The organism is Bifidobacterium callitrichos (assembly GCF_008698085.1).
Lineage (GTDB): Bacteria > Actinomycetota > Actinomycetes > Actinomycetales > Bifidobacteriaceae > Bifidobacterium > Bifidobacterium callitrichos.
Map to the genome: position 1 here is coordinate 260,524 of NZ_RZJP01000003.1, position 25,083 is coordinate 285,606.

19 protein-coding genes and 1 riboswitch are annotated in these 25,083 nt (G+C 65.6%); of the genes, 7 read left to right on the forward strand and 12 right to left on the reverse strand.

The window, feature by feature from the left end; genetic code table 11:
- Positions 1 to 191: 191 nt before the first annotated feature.
- The 3 genes from EMB92_RS08130 to EMB92_RS08140 all read left to right on the forward strand — a co-directional run bounded on the left by EMB92_RS08130 (position 192) and on the right by EMB92_RS08140 (position 5,127).
- Complete coding sequence (locus EMB92_RS08130) at positions 192 to 2,384, forward strand: hypothetical protein (RefSeq protein WP_223847640.1); 2,193 nt, start codon at positions 192 to 194, stop codon at positions 2,382 to 2,384.
- A 210-nt stretch (positions 2,385 to 2,594) separates the two neighbouring features.
- Positions 2,595 to 4,271 (forward strand): aryl-sulfate sulfotransferase, encoded by a 1,677-nt coding sequence (locus EMB92_RS08135; protein ID WP_150394454.1) that lies wholly within the window; start codon positions 2,595 to 2,597, stop codon positions 4,269 to 4,271.
- A 64-nt stretch (positions 4,272 to 4,335) separates the two neighbouring features.
- Positions 4,336 to 5,127 carry an ATP-binding cassette domain-containing protein gene (locus tag EMB92_RS08140; RefSeq protein ID WP_150394455.1) on the forward strand — a complete coding sequence of 264 codons (792 nt, stop codon included), beginning with the start codon at positions 4,336 to 4,338 and terminating at the stop codon, positions 5,125 to 5,127.
- A gap of 45 nt (positions 5,128 to 5,172) precedes the next feature.
- On the opposite strand, the gene EMB92_RS08145 is transcribed toward EMB92_RS08140, so the two are convergent.
- A complete protein-coding gene (locus tag EMB92_RS08145; RefSeq protein WP_150394456.1) occupies positions 5,173 to 6,360 on the reverse strand; it encodes a pyridoxal phosphate-dependent aminotransferase in 1,188 nt (395 codons plus the stop codon).
- Positions 6,361 to 6,543: 183 nt separating this feature from the next.
- Complete coding sequence (ppgK, locus tag EMB92_RS08150; RefSeq protein WP_150394457.1) at positions 6,544 to 7,314, reverse strand: polyphosphate--glucose phosphotransferase; 771 nt, start codon at positions 7,312 to 7,314, stop codon at positions 6,544 to 6,546.
- 89 nt (positions 7,315 to 7,403) lie between these two features.
- Here ppgK and EMB92_RS08155 point away from each other — a divergent pair, with 89 nt between their 5' ends.
- From EMB92_RS08155 to EMB92_RS08165, 3 genes are all read left to right on the forward strand, one after another.
- On the forward strand, positions 7,404 to 8,186 hold the full coding sequence (locus tag EMB92_RS08155) for a nitroreductase family protein (RefSeq protein ID WP_395951967.1): 783 nt from the start codon (positions 7,404 to 7,406) through the stop codon (positions 8,184 to 8,186).
- A gap of 109 nt (positions 8,187 to 8,295) precedes the next feature.
- A riboswitch (FMN riboswitch) is annotated at positions 8,296 to 8,451 on the forward strand.
- Between the two features lie 7 nt (positions 8,452 to 8,458).
- Positions 8,459 to 9,058 carry an ECF transporter S component gene (locus EMB92_RS08160; protein ID WP_150394459.1) on the forward strand — a complete coding sequence of 200 codons (600 nt, stop codon included), beginning with the start codon at positions 8,459 to 8,461 and terminating at the stop codon, positions 9,056 to 9,058.
- A 26-nt stretch (positions 9,059 to 9,084) separates the two neighbouring features.
- Positions 9,085 to 11,550, forward strand: coding sequence for an energy-coupling factor transporter ATPase (locus EMB92_RS08165; protein WP_150394460.1), 2,466 nt, complete (start codon positions 9,085 to 9,087; stop codon positions 11,548 to 11,550).
- A 9-nt stretch (positions 11,551 to 11,559) separates the two neighbouring features.
- Here EMB92_RS08165 and EMB92_RS08170 read toward each other — a convergent pair whose 3' ends face one another.
- The 3 genes from EMB92_RS08170 to EMB92_RS08180 form a co-directional block, all read right to left on the reverse strand.
- Positions 11,560 to 12,840 carry an MFS transporter gene (locus EMB92_RS08170; RefSeq protein WP_150394461.1) on the reverse strand — a complete coding sequence of 427 codons (1,281 nt, stop codon included), beginning with the start codon at positions 12,838 to 12,840 and terminating at the stop codon, positions 11,560 to 11,562.
- Positions 12,841 to 13,040: 200 nt separating this feature from the next.
- Positions 13,041 to 14,378, reverse strand: a complete 1,338-nt coding sequence (gene glnA / locus EMB92_RS08175) for a type I glutamate--ammonia ligase (protein ID WP_150394462.1) — start codon at positions 14,376 to 14,378, stop codon at positions 13,041 to 13,043.
- 49 nt (positions 14,379 to 14,427) lie between these two features.
- Positions 14,428 to 15,834 carry an ATP-binding protein gene (locus tag EMB92_RS08180; RefSeq protein ID WP_150394463.1) on the reverse strand — a complete coding sequence of 469 codons (1,407 nt, stop codon included), beginning with the start codon at positions 15,832 to 15,834 and terminating at the stop codon, positions 14,428 to 14,430.
- Positions 15,835 to 16,047: 213 nt separating this feature from the next.
- Between EMB92_RS08180 and EMB92_RS08185 the strand changes: the two genes are divergently transcribed.
- Positions 16,048 to 17,505: a DUF2252 domain-containing protein gene (locus EMB92_RS08185; protein ID WP_150394464.1), complete on the forward strand. Its 1,458-nt coding sequence runs from the start codon at positions 16,048 to 16,050 to the stop codon at positions 17,503 to 17,505.
- Between the two features lie 13 nt (positions 17,506 to 17,518).
- Here EMB92_RS08185 and priA read toward each other — a convergent pair whose 3' ends face one another.
- The 7 genes from priA to EMB92_RS08220 all read right to left on the reverse strand — a co-directional run bounded on the left by priA (position 17,519) and on the right by EMB92_RS08220 (position 25,067).
- Entirely contained in the window at positions 17,519 to 18,244 is a 726-nt protein-coding gene (priA, locus tag EMB92_RS08190; protein WP_150394465.1) for a bifunctional 1-(5-phosphoribosyl)-5-((5-phosphoribosylamino)methylideneamino)imidazole-4-carboxamide isomerase/phosphoribosylanthranilate isomerase PriA, read from the reverse strand.
- Between the two features lie 33 nt (positions 18,245 to 18,277).
- Positions 18,278 to 18,922, reverse strand: a complete 645-nt coding sequence (gene hisH / locus EMB92_RS08195; protein ID WP_150394466.1) for an imidazole glycerol phosphate synthase subunit HisH — start codon at positions 18,920 to 18,922, stop codon at positions 18,278 to 18,280.
- A 43-nt stretch (positions 18,923 to 18,965) separates the two neighbouring features.
- Positions 18,966 to 19,718, reverse strand: a complete 753-nt coding sequence (locus tag EMB92_RS08200) for a hypothetical protein (protein WP_150394467.1) — start codon at positions 19,716 to 19,718, stop codon at positions 18,966 to 18,968.
- Positions 19,718 to 20,320, reverse strand: coding sequence for an imidazoleglycerol-phosphate dehydratase HisB (gene hisB / locus EMB92_RS08205; RefSeq protein ID WP_043166357.1), 603 nt, complete (start codon positions 20,318 to 20,320; stop codon positions 19,718 to 19,720). Before hisB ends, EMB92_RS08200 begins: the two co-directional genes overlap by 1 nt.
- Positions 20,321 to 20,360: 40 nt before the next feature.
- A complete protein-coding gene (locus EMB92_RS08210) occupies positions 20,361 to 21,545 on the reverse strand; it encodes a histidinol-phosphate transaminase (RefSeq protein WP_043166356.1) in 1,185 nt (394 codons plus the stop codon).
- Complete coding sequence (gene hisD, locus EMB92_RS08215) at positions 21,542 to 22,921, reverse strand: histidinol dehydrogenase (protein WP_150394578.1); 1,380 nt, start codon at positions 22,919 to 22,921, stop codon at positions 21,542 to 21,544. Before hisD ends, EMB92_RS08210 begins: the two co-directional genes overlap by 4 nt.
- 316 nt (positions 22,922 to 23,237) lie before the next feature.
- A complete protein-coding gene (locus EMB92_RS08220) occupies positions 23,238 to 25,067 on the reverse strand; it encodes a xylulokinase (protein WP_223847641.1) in 1,830 nt (609 codons plus the stop codon).
- Positions 25,068 to 25,083 lie beyond the last annotated feature (16 nt).

Sequence of the window (25,083 nt, forward strand, 5' to 3'; positions counted from 1 at the left end):
TCGACCCGAGCGAGTCAGGCGCGACGCGAACCGCAGCGCTCGCGTCATCGCGTCCCTGATCGGGTCGGGAATCGGTGCGAACGGGAAATTGCGATGTGGCTTACGTACTGACATGCCTCACATTGTTTCAACGCAACCCGACATGGCGCTCGGCCGTGAAGCCTACAGAATAATGCCTATAGAATAAGGGGGTGCCACATCTTCCCCGGCTTTCCTTTGGGCTTTCCCCGCTGCCGCGACGGCTGCTGCGCCGTCACCGACGCGCGATCGTGCTGACCGTCGTCACGGCGCTGCTCATCCTGCTGATCGAATGCTTCGGGTTCAACATGCCATTCTGGCGCACGCTCGGCGCGAGCATGGATTCGGCAGCATACGAGAACACGATGGGACCGGGATTGGAACGCACTGACACGGGTTCGCTGCGCGTCACCGATCCGAGCGGGGCTTGGCTTCAGGTCGAGACGGACGGCACGTCCGATTTCGCACGCGTCGATGCGCTCACGCCGAAGCAGGATGCGCTGCGCATCGTGCATCTGCGCGCCTCGCTCGACGGCGGCACGGCCGCCTCCCGCACCGTCTCATTGGTCTCCCAGCGCTCCCTGTTCATCCCGACGCATGGCGCGGGAACACTGCGCGTGTGGATCGAGGAGGGCAAGAATCAGATCATTCCGATCGAGGCGATACGCGCGAACGTGCGTGTCCCGTTCACGTTCGACGTGACGCGGGTGGCGCTGATGGCGGGCGCGGTGCTGATGGTCGTTCTGCTCGGCCCGTGGTCGAGGCTGTGGCGCATCGCATTGGACACGTCGAGACTCTGGCAGCGCCTGGGGTTCGCCGCATTGCTGACGCCGTTCGCCGTGTCCATGGTGACGAACGTCGTCTGGCAGATGATGTACTCGCAGCCGCTGGTCTTCCACGCCCTGGGAGGCTACACCTACGATTTCGAGCAGTACGGCCGGCTGGCCGACTCGCTCCTGCACGGCCGTACCTGGCTCGATCTGATGGTGCCGCCGGAGCTTGCCTCGGCGGCCGATCCGCATGACGTCATCACCCGCAATCGCCTGTTCGCCGAGGGCGTCGACCCGATCTACTGGGATCACGCGTACTTCGAGGGACGCTGGTACACGTATTTCGGCGTGCTGCCGGCGGTGCTGCTGTTCATGCCCTACCGGATGCTGAGCGGCAGGATGCTCTCGAGCGCCGCGGCCGTGCATCTGCTCATGTTCCTAGCGCTGCTGTTCACCTGTCTGCTGGTCGTGCGCGTCATCGCCCGTCTCGCACCGCGCACGTCGGTGGCGGCCACGCTGATCGCCCTGATCTTCGTGCCGCTGGCCGGCAACTACGGGTACCTGTTCTACCGTACGAACTTCTATTCGGTGCCGTTCGCCGCCTCGCTGACCCTGACCGCGCTGGGATTGTGGCTGTGGGTGGGGGCGCAGACCGCCAAGCCGCCGCTCAACCCGGCCGACCGGTGGCAGGTCGGTTCGGCGCCGGAGATCTCCCTGCCGCGCCTGGGACTGGGGGCGCTGTGCATCGCGTCGAACTTCGGATGCCGACCCACGTTCTGTCTGGCGGCGCTGCTCGGCTTCCCGCTGTTCTGGCCGCAGATCCGCGCACTGGTCTCGCATCTCGCCGCCGGCAAGGTGTCGTGGCGCAAGGCGCTGCGCGCCCCGGGCGTGGTGATCGCGGCCGCCGCGGTGCCGATCGTGCCGCTCATGCTGTACAACCGCGCGCGTTTCGGCTCTCTGTTCGACTTCGGCACCGCCTATCAGATGACCGTCACCGACATGACCCGATTCAGGGAGCCGGTCGCGGACATCCTGCCGGTGATCGGCTACTACCTGTTCCTGCCGCTGCGCTTCGGCGACGGCTTCCCGTGGCTGCGCCTCTCCCCCACACCACTGCCCGAATGGTCGTTCGCCGAGCCGATGGTGGGCGGCCTGTTCGTCCTGTGCCCGCTGCTGCTGGCCGCCTTCGCGCTGCCGGCGCTGCTGCGCGTGCCGGATACGGGCCGTACGCCCGGATTGCGTCCGATGCTGATGGGGATGCTCGTGCTGGGTCTCGCCCTGGTGGCGTTCGATGCGGTGAGCGCCGGCCTCGGCTGGCGGTACATGTGCGATTTCGGCTGGCTGTTCGCGCTGGCCGCGCTGCCGGCGCTGCTGCGCGTGATGGGGGACGTCGTCGACCATGACGACATGGCGGCGGCCGACGCATCCTCCCGCGTCTGCCGCATCCGGCCGGCGTTGCGTCTGATCATCCTCGCGATCCTCATGTGGTCGCTGCTGGTGGCTCTGACCTGCTGGTTCACTCCAGGCCGTCAGGATGTGATGCTCTCCGGCAATCCGCGTCTCTTCGGCGACGTGGCCTCCTGGTTCCTCGCCTGACGGAAAAGGGTCGGATGCGCTCCCAGCGAACATTCAGCGAACGAGTCTTGCGCGTACAGGCAAACCTCAAGAATTCCAGGGGTCCGCGCATACTATGAAATGGTTTCTTCACAAATCGATAACCTTCCGATCCCCCATCGGCGGCTATCCTCGGAACCCTCACCGCAGGGAGCCCTCGCACATCGAACAACGAAAGCCGAACACCACTTCATGAAGCGCATCGCAACCAGGAACCTCGCCGTACGCATCGCGGCCGCGACCGTCACCCTCGCCATCGCCATCGGCCTGTGCCTGTTCTCACAGGACAACGTCCAGGCGTCGATCAAGGAACGTCGCGTGGAACGCCTCAACGCCCGCATCGCGAACGTGTACACCACCGATTACCAGAAGATGGCCGACGAGCAGCTGACCTCATCGCGCGACAAGGCCGAGGCGACGCTCGACAAGCCGTTCGTCACCGAGAACCCGTACGGCACGAACACGACGTCGCTCTACGTCTACTTCACCACGGACAAGGCCACCGACGTCTCCTACACCGTGCACGCCGAAGGCTACCCGGACTTCTCCGCCACGGCCGAACAGGGCGACGACTACTCCACCGAGCACGAGTTCCTCGTACTCGGTCTCATTCCGGGCACAAGCAACACCATCACCTTCACGCTCAGGGACTCCACGGGCGAGACCGTGGCCACTAGGCAGATCACGCATCAGGGCGCGAAGCTCCTCGGCGAGGAGGAGGTCCGCCTCGACCAGCCGGTCGAACCGACCGACTCCGCCACGCAGGCGCTCGGCAACGGCCTGTACGCGATCCTCGGCAACGACTCCAACGAGCAGGACTTCATGTACTACTACGACGTCAACGGCGTGCTGCGCGGCGAGGTGCCGGTCATGTACTACCGTTCGCACCGTCTCCTGTTCGACGACGACGGACTCATGTGGTTCTCCGCCTCGACGAAGCACTTCGTCGGCATGAACCGGCTCGGCAAGCTCGAAAAGATCATCAACCTCGGCAGCCGGTTCATCCTCCATCACGACTACGCGCTCGACTCGGACGGCAACATCGTCTCCCTCGCCACCGATCTGACCCGCTCCGACCACGCGGTGCAGGATCAGGTCATCAAGGTCGACACCACCACCGGCAAGGTCACGCAGCTCGTCGACTTCGGCGAGATCTTCCCCGACTACAAGTCGTCCACCGACCATTCGAGCATCGACGAATCCGATCCGACCGCCACGAACCGCTGGGACTGGATCCACTTCAACACGATCCAGCTGCTGGACGACGGCTCCGCGCTGCTCTCCGCGCGCGAGACCTCGACGATCATCAAGATCAACGACATCGAAGGCGAGAACGGCGAGCCGAGCGTCGACTACATGATCGGCGAGCCGAGCGTGTGGGACGGCACCTCGTACAAGGACCTGTTCCTCACTAAGTCGGGCGACTTCGGCGACACCGGCGGCCAGCACTCGATTACGTACGAGGCCGACCCGTCGCTGCCCGACGGCCAGTACTACATCTACATGTTCGACAACAACTTCGGCTACGCGATGACCCGACCTGACTACGACTGGACCACGATCAAGGGCATCTCCACCGCGCAGAGCTCGAAGGATAAGAACTCGAACTTGCAGTTCCGTAAGTACCTGGTCGACGAAAAGGCCGGCACGTACACCGAGGTGCAGAGCTTCGACGTGCCGTACTCGCCGTACGTGAGCTCCTCGCAGGAGATCACCGACTCGATCAACCTCGTGGACACCGGCATGCAGGGCGTCTTCGGCGTGTACGACGACGACGGCAACCTCCAGGCCCAGTACACGATGAAGCTCAGCACGTCGTACATCTACCGCGTGTACCACTACGACTTCAAGGGCTTCTACTTCGCCTGACGTACACCATCCGTTCGGGCGGGCGGTCATCCAAGGCCCATGGCACTCACTAGACTGGAGTGCCATGGGCTTTTTCTTTTCTCGCAAGGACACTGCGAAACCGACCTCAGTCACGTTCACGCTCGCAGGCGCCGGACACACCTACGACGACGGGCACGTGGGACTGACCCCGCTGGACCTCACGATCACCGAGAAGCGCGTCGCCATCATCGGCCTCAACGGCTCCGGCAAGTCGACGCTGCTGGGGCTGCTGGACGGCTCGCTCAAGCCGACCGCCGGCAAGGTGACGCTCTCCGGAGTCGACATGACGCTCGACACGTCCTCGAAGAAGGACCTCAAAACCGTCGACGAATGGGTCGGCAAGGTGCGCCGCGAGGAGATCCCGAACGTGTTCTACCGCGCCGAGAACATCGTCAAGGCGGTCGACGAATCGCTCAAGAAGCACAAGATCCCGGACGCGGAACGCTCGGCGCGCATCGGCAACCTGTTCGCGCACTTCGGTCTGCAGCAGATCCGCGGCGCGAAGGCCGCCGAACTCGACTCGGAGAAGCGCCATCTGCTCGCGATCGCCGCGGCCCTCGCGTTCAACCCGTCCGCGATCGTGGCCGACGAGCCGTCGAAGGGGCTGGACGAGATCGGCACCCGACATGTGGCCGAGGCGCTGTTCACCTACGACAAGCAGGTCATCGTCGCCACGCACGACACGGACATGATCGTCCGCCCCGAGTATGCGATCGACCGCACGCTGGTGCTCGACGCGCAGCATGTCGTCTTCGACGGCACCCCGAAGGACGCGGTCGCCTTCTACATGGACCTGATCCGCAGGAAGTACGAGGAGGGTCAGGCCGTAGGCTGATCCGGCCATGATGCCCGGTCCATGGCCGCCGGCCGGGCGTCGCGGTCAGCCGAGCATCGCGGCGACCGTGTCCAGCACGGCCCGGATGTTGCGGCGGAACTCGTCCGGCTCGGGCAGAAGAGAAACCGCCAGATACCCGTTCGAGGTCATGTCGAAGAAGTAGCCCGGCTGGCCGGTGAGCCCGTGCGATTCGATCAGACGCAGCACCAGCTCGTTCTCGTCGATGACCGAGGGCACGCGCAGCAGGATGTTCCATCCGCCCTCGGCGCGCAGCACGTCGACCAGACCGTGCTCGTCGCCCTCGAGCATGCCGTGCAGGGCCGCGAGGTTGCCGCGCACACGCTCGCGCACGCGTGCGACCTGAGCGGGGGCGGCCGCCAGCAGCTCGGGCAGACGGTCGGCGATGATGTCACTCATCGGCAGGTAGTCGTCGGCGATCACGTCGAGTCGACGCTGCGCCTCGATGACGTCGTTTTCAGGCCCGGAGACGCGGATCCAGCCGACCTTCGCGTGCGGGGCGGCGAGCATCTTCGAGAAGCCGTCGAGTGCGAACGTGAGCACGCCGGTCTCCCCCGCGAGCCGCGCGTTGCCGTCGAACGGCTCGAGCGAGTAGTCGTAGAACACCTCGTCGGCGATGATCGCGATGCCGCGTTCGGCGCACAGGCGCACCAGCGTGGCGCGCTCCTCGGGTTTGACATAGGAGCCGGACGGGTTGTTCGGATTGATGAGCACCAGCGCGCGGATGCGCTCGCCCTGCTCGCTGTAGAGCAGCTGCTCGATGGCGGCGGTGTCGATGAACCATGAGCCATCGAACCGAAGCTGGTATTCGATCGTGTCGACGCACTCGAGACGTGCGATCGACTCGATGAGCGGGTAGCCGGGCTTCGGGGCGAGCACGGCGTCGCCCGCATCGCACAGGAGCTTGATGAGCCACGAATACGCCTCGGACGTGGAGCTCAGCAGGTAGAGGGATTCCGGGTCGACGGGCGCGGAGCCGGCCGCGGAATCGCCGGCGTCGCTCAGATACCGCGCCAGCGCCTCGCGTGCCGGGCGGGGGCCGCGCGGTTCGGCGGTGTACACGCCCGGCACCTCGGCCGGGGCGAGCCCGTGCCGGGTCGGGTTGGAGTCGTTGAGTTTGCCGAGGACGACGCCGTGCGCCCTGGCATCGGCCTCGGCGGCGGCGATCGGATTGGGCGCGGAGATGTCCACGCGCGAGGAGAAATGAACGGTCATGATCCTCACTGTACGCCTCTGCGAGCAGCATCGGCATCCGGATCCGGACGGGCATCGGCATGCCGGCCTTCCTTGACCTCCATGCACCGCCGCCGGAAACGCGCATGCGGCGGCTCCCGTCGGAAGGCCGGAGCCTTCCCCGAGGGAACCGCCGCATGCGTGCAACGGATAATGATCAGACGATCAGGCCTGCTGCTTGGTGCTGGCGTAGTAGGCGGCGCCGACGATGCCGGCCTCGTTGCGCAGCTCGGCGGGCACGATCGGAGTCTTCACGTCGATGAACGGGATGAACTTCTCCGACTTGCGGCTCACGCCGCCGCCGATGACGAACAGATCCGGGTTGAAGTACTTCTCGAGCAGCGCGTAGTACTTGGTCAGACGCTTCGCCCACTTCTTGAAGCCGAGATCCTCGTTCTCGCGCACGGCGCTGGACGCGTAGCGCTCCGCATCCGGGTGTTCCTCGTCGAGGATCAGATGACCGAGCTCGGTGTTCGGCACGAGCACGCCGTCCATGATCAGGGCGGTGCCGATGCCGGTGCCGAGGGTCGTGGCGATGACGAGGCCGTCCTTGCCCTTGGCCGCACCGAACTGCTGCTCGGCGAGACCCGCGGCGTCGGCGTCGTTCACCACGGTGACCGGACGGCCACACGCCTCGGAGAACACGGCGGTGACGTCCACGCCGACCCAGGACTGATCGAGATTGGCCATGAAGTCGAGCTTCTGGCCGGGCTTGATCGGCGCCGGGAACGCGATGCCGACCGGCGCGCTCTCCGGAACCTCGAAGTGATCCAGCTGCTGCCTGACGATCGCGGCGACCGCCTGCGGGGTGGAGACCTCCGGAGTCAGGATCTTGAGTCGGGGCTCGGCGAACTCGCCCTTCTCCAGATTGACGGGCGCCGCCTTGATGCCGGAGCCGCCGATATCCACGCCGAACGCCTGTGCGGTTTCAATCATCGTTGACCTCTTCTCCTCTGTGTACGTTGGGATATGCCGATATGTGCATCCTACTCCCCCGTGCGCCCTATGGTGGGATAATGGGTCGCATGGAACATACGCAACTCATTGACGCGGTGAACATCCGCACCGCGATCCGCTCCTATGACGCCGACCCGATCGACGACGACGTGGCACGGCAGCTCAACATGACGCTCGATCCGATCAACCTCATCTCCGGACTCGACATCCAGCTCGTGCGCGACCAGCCGAAGGTGTTCGCGGCGGCGAACGAATCCGGACACCTAAAGAACGCGGCCAACTATCTGGCGATCGTCGGGCCGAAGGACGACGACGAGGCCAAGGAGCGCGCCGGCTTCTACGCCGAACGCGTCGTGCTGACGGCGACGCTGCGAGGACTGGGCACCCTGTGGGTCGGCGGTTCGTGGGATCGCGGGGAGGCGGAAAAGCACTGCCGCATCGCCCGCGATCAGGAACTGTATCTGGCCGTCGTGATCGGATACCCGGAGCATCATCTTGAACGTCTGCAGCGCGGCTATGACGAGCTCGTCGAATACCAGCGCACGCACCGGCCGACCAAGACGTACGAGCAGTTCACGGCCGGCATGTCCGAAGAGGAACGCGCGGCCGCGCCCGAATGGTTCAGGGCCGGCGTCGAAGCGGCGATGAAGGCACCGAGCGCGATGAACCGTCAACCGGTCGTCTTCTCCTACAATCCCACCGACGGCACGGCCGCGGCGCGCATCGACCCGGCGGCGGGCGACGAGCACTGCGCGGCGAACGACCTCGGCATCGCGAAGCTGCACTTCCAGATCGGCGCCGGACAGGGCCAGTGGGCGTGGGGCGACGGCGGACTGTTCCTGCACAAGTAGCGCACGCCTCGCCGCACGCCAGCGCGCCATAAGCAGCGTCTATAGCCGACATTCCCACACCGTGGAATGTCGGCTTTGGCATATCCGCTCATACGTGTATACAGGGTTCTGTCAGTTTCAGGGAAGGTGCAATTCCTTACTGGCGGTAATCCGCACCCCGGGATTCATAACGGGAGCATGCGGAAAGCCCGCGAGCCGCCCTAAGGCGGCCGATCCGGTGCGATTCCGGAGCCAACGGTTACAGTCCGGATGGAAGAAACGAGGAACTCAGTATGAGTGTGTCTTCTGATAACCATATCCAGACCAACGTCGACCACGCCACCGGTTCGCACGCCACGGGCGTCGCCGACTCCGGCCGCTGGTCCACGCGCCGCATCGCCGTCTACGCGCTGTTCGTCGCGCTCGCGATGGCGTTGAGCTTCGTCGAATTCCCGATCATTCCGGGCATCGCATGGCTCAAGTACGATCCGTCCGGCATCGTGTGCCTGATCGCCGGCTTCGCCTTCGGGCCGTCCGCCGCCGCGATCGTCTCCGTGCTCGGCTTCGTGCCCCACCTGTTCATGGATCCGTGGGGCACGCTCATGGCCGTGCTCGTCGCGCTGGCGCTGTCGGTGCCGGCCGCGTTCATCTACCGCAGGAACCGCAGCCGCAAGGGCGCGCTCATCGGCCTGATCGTCGGCGCGATCGTCGCACTGGTCGTCGCGATCCTCGGCAACCTCGTCGTGACCCCGATCTACGCGCACATGACCGTCGCGCAGGTCGCCGCCCTCATCGTGCCGGCCCTCCTGCCGTTCAACCTGCTCAAGTTCGCGATCCACGGCGTGGTCACGTTCCTGATCTACAAGCCGATCTCGAACCTGCTGGACCGCTGAACCGAAGGCCGTCCCATCCCGACCGTATGACTTCATATGACCCCACCTCCACCGCAGACGCGGCCAGCCTGTCCGGCATCCGATTCAGCTACGACGGCGGCGCCACATGGGCGCTCGACGGCGTGGATCTCGTCATCCGCGACGGGGAGTACGTCGCACTGACCGGTCCCAACGGATCGGGCAAGTCGACGCTGGCCCGACTCGTCTCCGGGCTCACCGCGCCGGACGCGGGCGAGGTGACCCTGCTGGGACAGCAGGTGTTCGGGCGGACGCAAACGCCGGCCGGCATCGTGTTCGCTCCGAATCCGGACGCGTATCGGGCGGCGCGACGCGGCATCGGCGCGGTGTTCCAGAACCCGGAGGATCAGATCGTCACCACGGTCACGCAGGACGACGTCGCCTTCGGTCCGGAGAACCTCGGCGTGCCGCGTGAGGAGATCGGGCGTCGGATCGATGCCTCGCTGCGTGACGTCGGCATGGAGGCATACGGTTCGGCCGACCCCACTCGTATGAGCGGCGGCCAGCAGCAGCGCATCGCCATCGCAGACATGCTCGCGATGCGACCGCGCATGCTCGTGCTCGACGAGCCGACGGCGATGCTGGATCCGGCGGCGCGCGCGGAGGTCCTGCGGATTCTCGACTCGCTGCATGCTTCCGGCACGACGATCGTGCATGTGACGCATCATCGCGACGAGGTTTTGCGGGCGAATCGTGTTGTGCGGGTTGAAGCGGGACGAATCGTGTTTGTTTCCGGCTCTGATTCTTCCGGTTTTTCCGGTGACCGCTCATCGGTGGGCGGTGTGCGTGTCTCGACACGCTCAAGGCCGCTCGGCCAAGCCTACGGTCGAGACACGCACACCGCCCACCGTTCGCTCGAATCGCTCGAATCGCTCGCATCGCTCGCATCGCTCGCATCGCTCGAATCGCTCGATTCGCTCGCAATGGCGCGTTCCTGCGTTGCCTCCGCGCAGTCCGGCGATGTTGCGGTTGCGGTTTCGGGCGTTTCCTTTGCCTATTCGCCGGATTCGCCGGCGGTGCTGCGCGACTATTCGCTTACCGTTGCGCGGGGCGAGACCGTGGCGATCATGGGGAGCAACGGGGCCGGCAAGTCGACGCTGGCTCGGCTGATCTGCGCGCTGGACAAGCCCGATGCGGGGTCGATCACGGTCGACGGGATTCCTGTGGCAAACGCGCGTGACGCGGGGCGCAAGCCGCGAATGCTCCGGCGCGCAGATCGTCGTCGGCTGCGCGAGGTCGTGGGATTCGTGATGCAGCGGCCGGAACGGCAGCTGTTCGCCGAAACCGTGGCCGAGGATGTGGCGTATGGACCGCGCAACCAGCATCTCGGTGAATCCGAGGTGCGCGAACGGGTCGACTGGGCGCTCGAGCTGCTGCACATCGAACATCTGGCCGATCGATCGCCGTTGGAGCTCTCCGGCGGACAGCAGCGGCTGGTGGCGATCGCCGGTGTGATCGCCTGCAGGCCTCGCGTGCTCGTCATGGACGAGCCGACCGCGAGCCTCGACACGGAGGCGACGGCGCGCATCCATGAACTGGTGCATACCCTGCACGATCAGGGCGTGACCACGCTCATCATCACGCATTCCGAAGCGGAGGCACGTGAACTGGCCGATCGGATCGTCGTCATGCCGTCGCACGGCGACAACGGCAATCCCCCGGCCCTCGCAGCCTCCGATCAGAACGATGGCCGGCGGTCGCTCCCCCTGATCGCGCGGCTCGACCCGCGGGTGAAGATGGTGTCGTTCCTGGCGATGATGTTCACGGCGTTCGCGATCAACACGCCGGCGCAGCTGCTGCTTGGCGCGCTCGCCGTGGCGAGCGTCGTCGCTGCGGCGCGCATACGGCCCGCACGGCTCCTGCGTTCGGTGCACATGTTCCTCGCGCTGTTCGTGGTCGCAGGCCTGCTCAACATCTTCTTCGTCAGATCGGGAACCATACTGGCGCAGCTCGGACCGATCCCGATCACCGACGACGGCGTGACCGTCGCCGTGCTGTACGCGTGCCGTTTCGCACTGGTGATCATCCTCGGCGCGGTCTTTCTGGAAACGACCACGCCGACGTCCATGACCGACGCGTTCGGGGCGCTGCTCTCCCCCCTGCAACGCCTCGGCATGCACACGCAGGAGATCGCGCTGGTCATGTCATTGGCGTTGCGATTCCTGCCGACGCTCGGCAACGAGGCGAAGGCGATCGCGGACGCGCAGGCGGCGCGCGGCGGTTCGATCGAAACCGGCTCCCCCGCCGAACGCATCCGCGCGATGGTCGCCACGATCGTGCCGATCTTCGCCGGCACGCTGCGTCACGCGGACAATCTCTCCCTCGCGCTTGACGCGCGCTGCTACGAGGAGGGCGCGCGACGCACCCATTGGCGTGTGATGCGCGTCGCGGCACGCGATATCGCGTTCCTTGCGTTCGCGGCGGTCTACATCGCCGTGCTGGTCACGCTGGGACTGCTGCTGCCGTCCATCTGATTCAACCGACTACGCCGCCGCCTTGGCCGGCATCGCCCGGCGCAGCAGCGTCGTGATGACGATCGCGCCGACCGAGAAGATCGCGCCGACCGGACCAAGCCAGGTCAGGCCCAGATGGTCGTTGACCAGTCCGCCGACCGCCGAGCCGAGGGCGATGCCGATGTTGAAGCTCATCGAGTTGAGCGAGGCGGCGAGATTCATCGAGCCCGGGTGCGCTTCGGCGGCCACGTCCATGTACAGCACCTGCGACGCGGAGTTGAACAGGTACATCATCATGCCGAGCGCGACAAGCAGGACCGCACCGTAGAGCGGCACGATCGAGGCGAGCGCGAGCGAGCACAGCAGGATCGCGTGCAGGCAGAAGATCGGGCGGGTACGGGCCAGCGGTTCGACGCCGCGCCCGCGTTCGGCGATCCTGCCGCCATACAGGTTGCTCCACAGGCATGCGACGCCGTAGAGCACGAGCCCCACGCTCACGTACTGTTCGGGCACGCCGATCTCATCGCGCATGATCGGGGTCAGATACGTGTAGAACACGTAGCTGGATCCGGCGCCGAACACGACGGTGAGCACGCCGCCCCAGATGCGCTTGTCGAAGAAGAGGCGGAACTGGCGCAGGAATCCGATGGTCACCGGATGCGAGTTGCGCGGCAGGAACGTGGCCATGAGACCCATAAGCACGACGGTCAGGCCCGTGATGATGAAGAACGTGATGCGCCATCCGAACGTGTTCGCCACCCACGTGCCGAACGGCACACCCACCACCGAGGCGATGGAGAAGCCGGAGAACACCCACGCGATGAACTTGGTGCGGTATTGTTCGGTGGTCACATCGGGCGCGTAGGTCATCGCGATCGCGACGAGCGTTCCGGAGACGAGCGCGATCATGATGCGGGCGATGAGCAGCACCGGATAGCTCGGCGCGAGCGCGCACAGGAGATTGCCGGCGAGGAACACGCCCATCAGGGTCAGATAGGTCGCGAAACGCGGGAATCGCGCGGAGATCGCGGATCCGAGCGGCGTGACCGGCGCGTACACGAACGCGAACAGAGCGACGAGGTTGCCGACGGTGACCTCGGAGACCCTGAGCCCCTGCGCGATGTCCGGCAGGATGCCGACGACGACGAACTCACTCATGCCGAGCATGAAGCTCGCGAGGATGAGGATCGTCACCGGCAGGTTGAAGAAGCGATCGGGCTTGGTCGCCTTATTCGCCCTGTTTGCTGCGCTCGAAATCGGTGCCGGATCATGCGGATCATGCTGCGGCGCAGGCGCGGAACCATTCGTCATCTTCCCTGTTCCCTCTCGTCATTTTCATGTCATGTGCATGCTATTGTTCCGGCCCTACAACGGAAGCGGGAAGACACGCGGGAGCGCGAGGGAGCACAACGAGGGCGATGAGGTTGATGACGTGGTGGAAGAGAGTTCGACGATCTCGGGGGGACTCAGGGCCGAAATCGGTTTCGGCCACGCTGAGTCCCCCGTGGGCTTCAGAGCTTCGGCAAATACGTCTTCAGCTCGTACGCCGTGACCTGGCGGTTGTACTCCTCCCACTCCCGGCGCTTGTTGCGCAGGAAGTACTCGAAGGCGTGCTCGCCGAGGACGTCGGCCACGAAGTCGGACTTCTCCATGATCTTCAGGGCGGCGCCGAGCGAACGCGGCAGCGGCTCGATGCCCATCGCCTGACGCTCCTCGTCGGTCAGCTCCCACACGTCGTCGCTGGTCGGCTCGCCGAGCTGCATCTTCTTCTCGATGCCGTCGAGGCCGGCGGCCAGCAGCACGGAGTACGCGAGGTACGGGTTGGCGACCGGGTCGAGCGCACGGAACTCCATACGTGCCGAATTGCCCTTGCCGGGCTTGTACTGCGGGATGCGCAGCAGCGCGGAACGGTTGTTGTGCCCCCAGCAGATGTAGCTCGGAGCCTCGTTGCCGCCCCACAGACGCTTGTACGAGTTGACGTACTGGTCGGTGACCGCGCAGATCTCCGCCGCATGGTAGAGGATGCCGGCGGCGAACTGACGGGCCGTGATCGACATGTTGAACTCCTGACCGGCCTCGTAGAAGGCGTTGGCATCGCCCTCGAACAGGCTCAGGTGGGTGTGCATGCCGGAACCGGGCGCGTCGGCCAGAGGCTTGGGCATGAAGCTGGCGTGGATGCCGCGCTCCAGCGAGATCTCCTTGACGACGGTGCGGAACGTCATGATGTTGTCTGCCGTGGTCAGCGCATCCGCGTACCGCAGGTCGATCTCGTTCTGACCGGGACCGGCCTCGTGGTGCGAGTACTCCACCGAGATGCCCATCTGTTCGAGCATGTTCACGGTGGCGCGGCGGAAGTCCATTCCGGGGCTGCGCGGCACGTGGTCGAAGTAGCCGCCCGCGTCGATCGGGGTCGGGGCCTTGGACCAGTCGTCCTGCTGCTCGAAGAGGTAGAACTCCATCTCCGGGTGCACATAGAACGTGAAGCCCTTCTCCTTCGCCTTGGCGAGCGAGCGCTTCAGCACGTGGCGGGGATCGCCGAGGCTGGGCTCGCCCTCCGGGGTGAGCACGTCGCAGAACATGCGGGCGGTGCCCTGAGGACCGCCGCGCCACGGCAGGATCTGGAAGGTGGACGGGTCCGGCTTGACGATCATGTCGTCCTCGGAGACACGGGTCATGCCCTCGATGGCCGAACCGTCGAATCCAAGCCCCTCCTCGAACGCCGCCTCCAGCTCCGCCGGAGCGATGGCCACGGATTTCAGGGTGCCGAGCACGTCCGTGAACCATAGTCGAATGAAGCGCACGTCACGTTCCTCGACCGTGCGCAGGGCGAACTCTTGCTGCTTATCCATAGGCACATATCCTCACACCCGCGTGTTATCGCTTTGTTTCGTCAGCCGATTATCGGACGGGACCGTCCGGCGATCGTGCCGATTCCAACGCCCACCGCCACGCAGGAACGACACGGACATCGCCGGTTTCCGTTGCGATGACGCCCTCCTCGCGCATGGTGATGATGGTTCCGGCCACGCCGGGCATGCGCCGCATGGTCTCTCGGACACCGGCGACCTCCCGGTCGCGTGTCTTCGGTGCCGTCATATCGACCGTCACCTGTATGGCTTCATACGGTTCCATGCCGAGCGCATCACCCACGAGGAAATCGACTTTCCGATGTCTGGTGTCAGGCAGGGTCAGCGAGGTGATGGAGTCGGTGCGCTTCCCGGCCTGACGACGTCGGAGTTCAAGATAGACCGCGGTCTCCAGCCGCTTGCCGATGTCCTGTTGGTTGGCACGGGACACCGCATACACCAGCCCCGGATCCTCGGCGTAGATCTTCGGTCTGGCGGTGCTGTCGGGTTTGAGCGATGTGGAGTATTCGTTGACCTCGTAGCACAGGAACGCCTGCCGCAGCAGATCGAGGATGCGTCTGGCCTTGCCCCAGTACAGTTTGTACCCGACCTGTTCCAGTTGCGCGGTGAGTTTGCTGACGGACAGTTCGCATGCCGTGTTGCGCAACGCGAACAGGGCGATCTGATTCGCGAGGGCGATTTCACCGCGGCCGAGACGCTCGGCGACATCGCGGGCGACGACATCGCGCATGTAGCTTTGCAGCATGTCTATTCTTCCTGCATCGGAAAGGGACTGCACTCCGGGGAAACCGCCGTCGACAAGATACCGATCGAACGCCGACTCCATATCGGTCCGGGTCCGGGGAGAGAAGGCGTCGTCATCGGTGCCGGGAGCGGTGATGCCGCGAAACACGCAATATTCACGGAATGACAGCGGCAGCACCTCATGAGCATATGACCGCCCGCGGAAACTCGTCGCGATCTGTTCGCTGGACAGCTTGGACGACGATCCCGTGATGACCAGCGTGACCTTGTCATGCTCGGCAAGCCGTTGGCAGAATCCCTGCCAGCGATGCGCCTCCTGAACCTCGTCGAGAAACAGATAGGCGCCTTGATCCCTGACTTCCGGGCATTGACGCCAGAATTCGGCGACGACCTGATCAAGCGCGTCCTGCGGCATCGGCTGAAGGCGCTCATCGGCGAAGTTGAAATAGAAGATACGCTCCCTTGGAACCCCATTGTCAAGCAGATCGTTGATGAGCTGGAACAGATGGAACGTCTTGCCACTGCGACGCATGCCCGTCAGGATGTGGACGAGGTTGAACATCGCCGGCTCGGGCAAGGCGTCAAGGATCGGCGCGCGACGAATCGGACGGGGGAACCGGTATTCACGCATCTCCCGCACCAATGTCGGATAGTCCGGCGCGAGGTGCCCCGATACGGACAACCGTTGTGCCATATCTACCTCCACAATATGCAGACTTCGTAAACTATTTAAGAGATTTTACCATAATCTCTTAAATCATTTATGAAGTTTGCACGATGGGTTCCATAGCCAGAACCAGGTGGAACTCAACGGGGAAATCATCCGCCGACCACGATGCCGACCACGATGCCAACGGCGTGCGACTCCTAAATCGCACGCCCCGCACCCGCGCTAAAGTAGAACCTTATGAGCGAAGTTAGCGCAGTTGCGCAAGACCATCTGACCCCGTCCGCCAATCCCCCCGTCGACGTCACGTCGTGGAGACAGGCCGACGATCCGCGCGAGCGATCCCGCGCAGGCATCGCCGCCCGCACGAAGGCGCCTCTCGAATCGCACGCCATCTGGCAGGTGAGGTCGGACCGCAGCGAGGCGATCGCGCTGCTCGAGGAGCAGTCGGCGATCCGCGTGCCCGATCTGATCCCGCTGAGATACAAGCGCATGAGCGTCAGCCCCTTCACCTTCTACCGCGGCACCGTGCTCATCATGACCAACGATCTCGCCACCACGCCCGTCACCGGCATCCCGGTGCAGTGCGTCGGCGACGCGCACATCGGCAACTTCGGCATCTTCCGCTCCCCCTCGGCGCGACTCGTGTTCGACATCAACGACTTCGACGAGACCGCGATCGGCCCGTGGGAGTGGGATCTGAAGCGTCTCGCGGTGTCGGTGGAGATCTGCGGGCGAGCGAACAAGCTCAAGGAGAAGGACGTGCGCGCCGCCGTCCTCAAGTGCGTGGAGACGTACCGCGAATGCATCAAGCAGTTCTCGGAAATGGACTATCTCGACGCCTGGTACGAGCACCTCGACGTCGAGGAGACGCTCGACCGCTTCGAGACGAACGAGGGCGGCAAGCGCAACCGCACGCTGCGCGAGGCCGCGATGAAGGCGCTGCTCAAGGACAACGACGCGGCCGCCGCGAAACTGTGCCGGCTCAAGGACGGCAAACTGCGCTTCAAGTCCAATCCGCCGGAACTGGTGCCGATCAACGAGCTGACGAGCTACGCCGACCCGGAGGCGCTGCAGGCGCGCCTCGACACCCTGTTCGACAACTACCGCCACTCCCTGTACGAGGATCGCCGCTGGGTGTTCGACCACTTCCGCTATCAGGACAGCGCGCGCAAGGTGGTGGGCGTCGGATCGGTCGGCCAGCGCGCATGGGCGAGCGTGTGGATCGCGCGCGACATCGACGACCCGATGATGATCCAGATGAAGGAGGCCACGTATTCGGTGCTCGAGCACTACTGCGGCGCCTCCCCGTACACGACGCACGGCGAACGCGTGGTGCAGGGTCAGAAGCTGATCCAGTCAACCGCCGACGTGCTGCTCGGCTGGACGAGCTTCCTCGCCGAGGACGGCAGGAAGCGCGACTACTATGTGCGTCAGCTGTGGAACGGCAAGGGTTCGATCGACATCGACAACCTCAACGCAACGGCGCTGTCCGACCTGTCCCGCATGTGCGCGTGGTGTCTCGCGCACGCGCACGCGCGGACGGGCGATTCGATCGCGATCGCGAACTACCTCGGCGGTTCGGACGATTTCGACCGGGCGATCGCCTCGTTCGCGGTGAGCTACGCCGAACAGAACGACGAGGACTACGCCGTGTTCAAGCGCATGATCAAGAAGGGCGAGCTGCCCTGCGCCTAGCGGACGGTGCCGCTCAGCGGGCGACCTCCAGCGCCTCCTCGAGGGTGAAGGCGCGGGCGTAGAGCGACTTGCCGAGGATGGCGGAGTCGACGCCGAGCTCGGCGAGCGTGCGGATGTTGCGCAGGTCGTCGAGCTTGGCGATGCCGCCGGAAGCGGTGACCTTGGCGTCGGTGCGTTCAGCGACCTCGCGCAGCAGGTCGAGGTTCGGTCCGCTCATCATGCCGTCGCGGGCCACGTCGGTGACGACGTAGCGGGAGCAGCCGGCGTCGTCGAGCATCTTCATCGTCTCGAACAGGTCACCGCCCTCACGGGTCCAGCCGCGAGCGGCGAGCGTGTGGCCGCGCACGTCCAGGCCGACGGCCACGCGGTCGCCGTACTTGGCGATCGCCTTGCGCGTCCACTCGGGGTTCTCAAGCGCCGCGGTGCCGATGTTCACGCGGGCCGCGCCGGCCTCGAGGGCCGCGTCGAGCGAGGCGTCGTCACGCACGCCGCCGGACATCTCGATGTTGACGCGGTCGCCGAGCTCGTGGACGATCTCGCGCAGCTGGGCACGGTTGTCGCCGGTGCCGAACGCGGCGTCCAGGTCGACCAGGTGGATCCATTCGGCACCGGACTCGACCCACGTGCGGGCCGCCTCGAGCGGGGAGCCGTAGTCGGTTTCGGAACCGGATTCACCCTGACGCAGGCGCACGGCCTTGCCGTCACGGACATCGACGGCGGGAAGCAGAGTCAACGACATGTCAATAACCTTTCGTAGATAGGTGTCCGCCCGTTAGAACGTGGCGATCCAGTTTTCGAGCAGCTGAGCGCCGGCGTCGCCGGACTTCTCCGGGTGGAACTGCGTGGCGAACAGGGGGCCGCGTTCATAGGCGGCGACGAAACGGCTGCGGCCGTACGTGCACCACGTGATGCGCTGCTCGTCGGGCAGTTCGATCTGGAACTCGCTCAGGTCCTTCGCCTTCGCGTCGAGCGCCGCGTAGGAGTGGACGAAGTAGAAACGCTCGTCCTCCACGCCCTTGAGCAGTGCGGAGCCGTCGGCGGCCTCGACCGTGTCCCAGCCCATGTGGGGCACGACGTCGGCGTCCAGCGGATCGACGCTGCCGCCGATCAGTCCGACGCCGTGGGACTCCTCGCCATGCTCGTGACCGAGCTCGAAGAGCACCTGCTCGCCGACGCACACGCCGAGCACGGCGCGGCCAGCGCGCAGGCGATCCGTGATCACACGGTCGCCGCCGACCTTCTTCAGGCCCTCCATGCACGCGGCGAACGCGCCGACTCCCGGCACGACGAGACCGTCGGCCTCGAGAGCCTGACGGTAGTCGGAGGTGAGTGAGGTGTCGACGCCGAGGCGCGCAAGGGCGCGCACCATGGAGCGCACGTTGCCGAATCCATAGTCGAACACGACCGCAGTGGTCATTGATCCCCCTTAGGTACTTACAGTGTGATCAGTGTGATGCGGGTCAGTCGATGCTCGACCCGCGCGTGGCTCCTCCGCGGCCGAACCGCGTGTGCTCGGCGATCACCTTCATCGCGGACTCGTGATCGAGGCTGCCGGAGTCGACCACCTCGAAGCCCTGCGTCTTGAGCTGGGCGACGGTGGTGATGCCGAGCATCAGGTCCTCGACGAATCGCGGCGTCGAGTTGAACAGGATCGGCGGGGCGAGGGTCTCCCCCGCCTTGCCGCCCGCGTAGATCGAGACCTCGAGCTTGTCGGCGCGGTTGACGCCGAGCACGACGCTCATGCCACCGACCACGGTGGTGATGTCGCGGGCCGCGGCCTCGGGGCCGTCGCCGTCGAGATTGCGCAGGACCGCGATCGCGCCCTGATTCGAGCCGACGCAGTCTGCGGAGATGTCGGACAGCTGGCAGAACGCGGCGAGCAGCGGCGCGGACGCGATGCGCGTGACCAGCGCCGCCATCTTGGCCTTGTTGCCGAGCAGACCGTCGAGCGCATCCTCGAAGCCGAACGACGGGTCGATCGACGAGGCGTCGTCCGGGATGTCGATGTCGAGATCGTCGGACAGGTCGTCGACGCTTGAGTCCGGATGCGGGTCGAGGTCGTCCACGTCGGACAGGTCGGAGGTCTCCTCGTCGGCGAACTCCTTCTCGAATCCCTCCAGTGCCTTCGCGATGTCCTCGTCGGTCAGATGCGAATCGCCCGGGTTGGAATCCCGGCCGGAGCGATCCTTGTCGTCGTCGAAGTCGTCCGCCATCACAGGCTTCCCTTCGTGCTCGGGATCAGTCCCTCGATGCGCGGGTCCGGTTCGATCGCGAACCGCAGTGCGCGGGCCAGCGCCTTGAACTCGGCCTCGGCGATGTGGTGCGGGTCGCGGCCGGCGAGCACCTGCAGGTGCAGGCAGATGCCGGCGTGCAGGGCGATCGACTCCATGACGTGACGCACGAGCGAACCGGTGAAGTGGCCGCCGATCATGCAGTATTCGAAGCCCTCCGGCTCGCCGGAGCACACCACGTACGGGCGTCCGGAGATGTCGACGACGGCCTTGGCGAGCGCCTCGTCGAGCGGCACGGTGGCGTCGGCGAACCGGCGGATGCCGCGCTTGTCGCCGAGCGCCTGCTTCAACGCCTCGCCGAAAACGATGGCCGTGTCCTCCACGGTGTGATGCACGTCGATGTCGGTGTCGCCGTGCGCGTGGATCTTCAGATCGATGAGCGAATGCTTGCCGAGCGCGTTCATCATGTGGTTGTAGAACGGCACGGAGGTGTCGATGTCGGTCTGTCCGGTGCCGTCGAGGTTCAGCTCGAGGTCGATGTGCGATTCGCTGGTCTCGCGAACGATGTGCGCGGTGCGCGCCATGATGCTTACGCTCCTTATATCGATTGGGTTCTGACTGTGCTCAGCGGGCCTCGACGAGACGCATCGACTCGACGAGCGCCTCGCGGAAGCGGGCCATCTCCTCATCGGTGCCCATGCACACGCGCAGCCAGCCGTCGGGGCCGACGACGCGGATCAGCACGCCGCGCTTGAGCAGTTCGTCGAAGATCGCCTCGCGGTCGTCGAAATGACCGCCGAACAGCAGGAAGTTGGAGCCGGATTCGGCGACTTCGAGCGGTTCGCCCTTGTAGGTCTGGGCCTTGAGCCACTCGGCGGTGGCCTCACGGGTCTCGCGCAGGTGCTCGACGCGGCTCAGCTGCTCGTCGGTGTGCTCGAACGCGGCGATCGCGGCGGCCTGAGTCACGGCGGACAGGTGATACGGCATGCGCACGATGCGCACGCAGTCGATGATGCCCTTGCTCGCGGCGAGGTAGCCGACGCGCGCGCCCGCGAAGGCGAACGCCTTGCTCATCGTGCGGGAGACGGCGAGGTTCGGATGATCCTTGATGAGGGTCACGGCGCTTGGCGTGCCGGGCTTGCGGAACTCGACGTACGCCTCGTCGATGACGAGGATCGGGTGCACGCCCTCGCCGGCGCCCTCGACCTCAGCGGTCTCGCAGGCGGCGAGAATGCGCTCGATGTCCTCCATCGCCAGCGGCGTGCCGGTGGGGTTGTTCGGGCTGGTGAGCAGCACCATGCTCGGCTTGACCTCGTGGATCGCCTCGATGGTCTTCTCGACGTTCAGCGTGAAGTCCTCGTTGCGATGCGCGAGCTTCCATCCGGTGAACGTGTCGCGCGCGTACTCGGGGTACATCGAGTAGGTCGGGTCGGCGCCGAGCGCGGTGCGGCCCGGGCCACCGAACGCCTGGAACAGCTGGAGCATGATCTCGTTGGAGCCGTTCGCGCCCCACAGCTCGTCGACGTCGAGACGGGCGCCGGATTCGCGCGCGAGGTAGTCGGAGAACGCCTTGCGCAGTTCGATGTGCTCGCGATCCGGGTAGCGGTTCAGCGTCGGCGCGATCTCGCGCACGCGCCTAGCGATCGTGTCGCACACGGCCGGATCCGGCGCGTACGGGTTCTCGTTGACGTTGAGGCAGACCGGCACGTCGAGCTGGGGCGCGCCGTACGGCTCCTCGCCGATCAGGTCGTTCCTCAGCGGCAGGTTCGCCGGAATCGCGTTGCCGTTGGTCTCGTTGTTTCCGCTCACAGCAGACCGGCCTCCTTCTCCTGCTCGCGCAGAGTGGCCTTGTCATACGGGTCCTTGACGAAGCGGGACAGCACGCACTCGCCGTGCGCGGGCAGATCCTCGGAGACCGCGAACGCGTTGATGCGCGCGGCCAGGGCCTTCAGACCCTCCTCGTCGTATTCGATGACCTCGACCGGCTTCATGAACGTGTGCACGCCGAGGCCGGCGGCGAAGCGGGCGGTGCCGCCGGTGGGCAGCACGTGGTTGGAGCCGGACATGTAATCGCCCAGCGGTACCGGGGAGTACGGGCCGCGGAAGATCGCGCCGGCGTTCCTGATGCGCTTGACGACCGCGTCCGCGTCGGCGGTCTGGATCTCCAGGTGCTCGGCGGCGTACGCGTTGGCCGCGTCGATCGAATGATCGAGGTCATCGGTCAGGACGATCGCGGACTGCGTGCCGGACAGGGACGTGTGCACGCGATCGGCGTGCTCGGTGCGCGGCACGCGGTAGTTGAGGTTCTCCTGCACCTTCTCGGCGATCTCGGTGGAGTCGGTGAACAGCACGGAGCCGGCCAGCTCGTCATGCTCGGCCTGTCCGATGAGATCGGCGGCGAGGAGGCTCGGGTTCGCGGTCTCGTCCGCGATGATGCCGATCTCAGTGGGGCCGGCGACCGCGTCGATGCCGACGAAACCGGAGACCAGCGACTTGGCGGTGGCCACGAAGATGTTGCCCGGACCGGTGATCTTGTCGACCGGATCGCACAGCACGTCGCCGTCCTGCGGCTCGGAGCCCTTGGCACCGTACGCGAACATGGCGATGGCCTGGGCGCCGCCGACCGCGTACACCTCGTCGACGCCGAGGATCGCGCAGGTGGCGAGGATCGTACGGTTCGGCAGGCCGGAGCCGTCACGTGCCGGCGGGGTGGCGATGGCCAGCGATTCGACGCCGGCGGCCTGCGCGGGCACCACGTTCATGATCACCGAGCTCGGGTAGACGGCCTTGCCGCCCGGTACATACAGACCGACGCGCTGGATCGGAATCCAACGCTCGGCGACGCGGGCACCCTCGGCCAGATCGGTGTAGAAGTCCTTCGGCACCTGATTGGCGGCGACGGCGCGGGCGCGGCGCACCGACTCCTCGATGGCGGAGCGGACCTCGGGATCAAGGGTCTCGAGGGACTCGGCGAACGCCTCCTTCGGCACGCGAAGGTGCTCGGGGCGCACATGGTCGAACTTCTCCTCGAAATCGCGCAGGGCCGCCGCTCCGCGCTCCTTGACGTCATCCAGAATCGGACGCACTAGATCGGTGGCCTCGGAGGTGCCCATGGCGGCACGCGGCATCGCGGCCAGCAGCTCGGCACGGGAGAGGCTCTTGCCTCGAAGATCGATGATTCGCATGATGTTTTCGCTGTTCTCGCTCATAACAGCCCATCGTAACAACGTTCGCGCACGAATCGTCGGGAAGCGTCCAATTCCAGCCGAATCGTGAGATTTCGTTATCTTGTCACCTTTCCCGCGGCCGCGGAGGACGACTCCCCTCCCCGCCCCGGTTGCCTTTGTCGCGACTTCTTTTGCTCCGCGACCGCCGCACGACCGCGGAGGGCGACGACGCGCGGTTCGGGACACGCTCAAGGCCGCTCGGCCAAGCCTACGGTCCCGAACAGCGCGTCGTCGTCCTCCGCTCCTTTGCGCTGGTTCGTTGCGTTTCCGCCTTCTACTTCATTGTTGACAGTGCGGGGTAGAGGGTGAGGAATCTGGGATAGATCCTGCCGTATACGGCTGTTGCTGCCGGGTCGGGGGTGTAGGTCGTGCCTTGTGCGGCATCGGTGAGGATCCGCGGGTTCTGGAATACGAGGGAGGCCAGGGCGACCGCGGGGAGGATGTCGGCGTTGGTGAAGACCTTGATGTCGTGCGCGAGCACGTCGGCCATGATCTGGCACCAGGCGGGTTCGCGGGCGCCGCCGCCGATCAGGGAGATCTCCTCCGGCGCCGTGTCGAAGCTCTCCATGCCCTGACGGATCGAGAAGGCGACGCCCTCCAGCGCTGCCCGGACGAGGTCGGCGCGCGTGGTGTCCGGCGAAATGCCCACGTACGCGCCGCGGATCGACGGGTTCATGACCGGGAACCGCTCCCCCACGAGGTACGGCAGGCACAGGACGCCGTTCGCGCCGGGCCGGGATTGTTCGATGAGATCGTGTGCCGCGGCGTAGTCGGACGTCTCGGGGGTTGCGGAGGTGACGCCGGCGAGCGCTCTTGTCACCCACTTGTGCACGTCGCCGGCGTTGAGGAACGGGACGGCGTTGACGAATCCCGGGGCCACGCCGAACGCGAGGTTCGCCGCGCCCGGCTTGTCGACGAACGGCTCGGGCGAGACGGTCGCGATCCAGCCGGACGTGCCGAGGTTGATGTTGTAGCGTCCCGGACGGTCGACGCCGCTGGCGAATGTGGTGGCGCCCGCGTCGCCGATGCCGGCAAACACCGGGGTCCCAGGCGCGAAACCGGTCAAGGCGGCGGCTTGCGAGGTCACCTCGCCGACGACGTCCTGCGGACGGTGCAGTTCGGGCAGGATCCCGCCACGGCCGAAGCACGTAGCGTCGACGACATCGGCGCCGCTCGCGCCGCCATCGGCATCACTCGCATTTAAGCCTGTACCTGCATCACCTCCGCCGACGATGCCCGACGCCTTGAGCAGGCCCGCATCCCATTCGCCGGAGCGGATGTCCATCGCGCCGGCGGTCGAGCAGGCGGCGACGTCACCGATGCAACGGCCCGTAAGCCGTGCGATGAGATAGTCCTTCGAACTGATGAGCACGTGGACGGTGCGGGCGAAGAGCTCCGGCTCGTGAGCGCGCATCCACATGAGCTTCGGCAGCGGCAGGCATCCCTCGAGACGGTTGCCGACCACATCGAGGAATCGCCGGGAACCGGTTTCCCGGGATGCATCAGACGTCTTCCCAACGGAAACCGTGCCGTCGTTTACCGTGTCATCGTTTACCGTGTTATCGGCCGCATTACCGGCGGTTGCACCATACCGCTCCGCGAGTTCGACGGCTTCCTCCTCCGCCCGGCCATCCGAGTACAGGATGGCGTTGCGCACCGGGTTGAGGTCGCGGTCCAATGCGATCACGTCCTGCATCTGACCGCTGAAGATGATCCCCGCGATACGGCCGGTTCCAGCCGCATCGTTCGAATCACCCGAATCGGCCGAATCGCCCGTATGAAAACCGGGTTCGTTCGCGGCCGCCGCAGCGAGCATACGCCGGCTCACCGCGACGAACGCACGCCACCACTGGTCCGGATCCTGTTCGCGGTATTCGCCGTGAGGCCCTGCGATGATCAGGTCCAGATCCTCGCTCGCGCTCGCCACGATCCGTCCGTCCAGCGCGACCAGCGCGCCCTTCAGCGCCGTGGTCCCCGAATCGAACGTCGCCGCGTAGCGAGGCGCATCCCCGTGCTGCGTCACACCGTGCAATGCGTCACCGCGCAGTTCATCCCTGCGCGCCTTTCGCGCTTCATCCTCGTTCCACGCATCCCGTGTATCCATGCCGCCCATCGTAGTC